At 28.5% G+C, this 1,390-nt stretch carries 1 protein-coding gene; it reads left to right on the top strand.

Translation table 11 applies throughout. From position 1 onward, the window contains the following. Nucleotides 1-465: IS6-like element IS257 family transposase (locus IEZ21_RS49255; protein ID WP_061842448.1), on the top strand; the 465-nt coding region annotated here is incomplete at its 5' end. Nucleotides 466-1,390 lie beyond the last annotated feature (925 nt).

Genomic DNA, 1,390 nt, shown 5'->3' with positions numbered 1-1,390 from the left:
TACAAATGGCGTATTGATGAGACGTACATCAAAATAAAAGGAAAATGGAGCTATTTATATCGTGCCATTGATGCAGAGGGACATACATTAGATATTTGGTTGCGTAAGCAACGAGATAATCATTCAGCATATGCGTTTATCAAACGTCTCATTAAACAATTTGGTAAACCTCAAAAGGTAATTACAGATCAGGCACCTTCAACGAAGGTAGCAATGGCTAAAGTAATTAAAGCTTTTAAACTTAAACCTGACTGTCATTGTACATCGAAATATCTGAATAACCTCATTGAGCAAGATCACCGTCATATTAAAGTAAGAAAGACAAGGTATCAAAGTATCAATACAGCAAAGAATACTTTAAAAGGTATTGAATGTATTTACGCTCTATATAAAAAGAACCGCAGGTCTCTTCAGATCTACGGATTTTCGCCATGCCACGAAATTAGCATCATGCTAGCAAGTTAAGCGAACACTGACATGATAAATTAGTGGTTAGCTATATTTTTTTACTTTGCAACAGAACCACATATATTCCACTCCTAAAAGTATATAATATAAAGGATAAAACATTTGGCATAATTTTTGAAGTTATAATAAGAAAAAGGTATTATAGTAACACATGTTAAAATAAGGTATAACCATATTTAGGAGGTGCTTTAATGTTTGAAAAGATGTTTAAAATTAGTAGTCTACTATTTTTAATAAACATGATTTTTGTAGCAATAAAAGATATAGTATTAGGTGGTGAAACTACAAGAGCCGGTAATAATTTATTAGTTATTATAACTATTATTTTCACTATTTCAATGCTTATAACGACTTTTTATTATATTAAAAATAGAAAAAGTGATTCTTCAAAGAATTATAAAGGGTTATACTATACTGTTCTTATTTTTATGCCAATAGTATGGATATTAGTTGGTTATTACGTGTTTTCACCATTGCCAGAGTTGCTTTCTCACACAAACACGTAAAAGTATATGTTGAATTAAATTGTTATAAAAGAAACTAATAGCCCAAAAAAACTTTTTTTTGAACAAATCCCCCCATCACAATTGTTATTCGAATTTTAAATACCCTTTTTTAATTTTAAGGGATCATTTTAAAGAATTAGGGGTTATTTATACTTTTTATACCTAAAAACCTATATTGGCTCTTAAAACGCAAATGAGAGCCAAATAAATATAAATGTATTTCACAAACAAAAATTTGAGTAAAACCAGTGCCGAATTTTTAGACACTGGACCATCTACATGCAAATTAAAAATTAGCATAAAATCATCCAAAAAGTAGTTCTGATTTTTAATTCTTGCAGAGGCATTTTTCTTTTAAAACAGCAAAATAGTTTGAATTTAATGAATAATATATTAATTATTCATTAAAAATATTA

The sequence above is a fragment of the Streptomyces flaveus genome (genome assembly GCF_014647675.1).
Classification (GTDB): Bacteria; Actinomycetota; Actinomycetes; order Streptomycetales; family Streptomycetaceae; genus Streptomyces; species Streptomyces flaveus.
The sequence above is the reverse complement of the archived record's forward strand: the minus strand, read 5'-3'. Positions and strand labels throughout refer to the sequence as shown.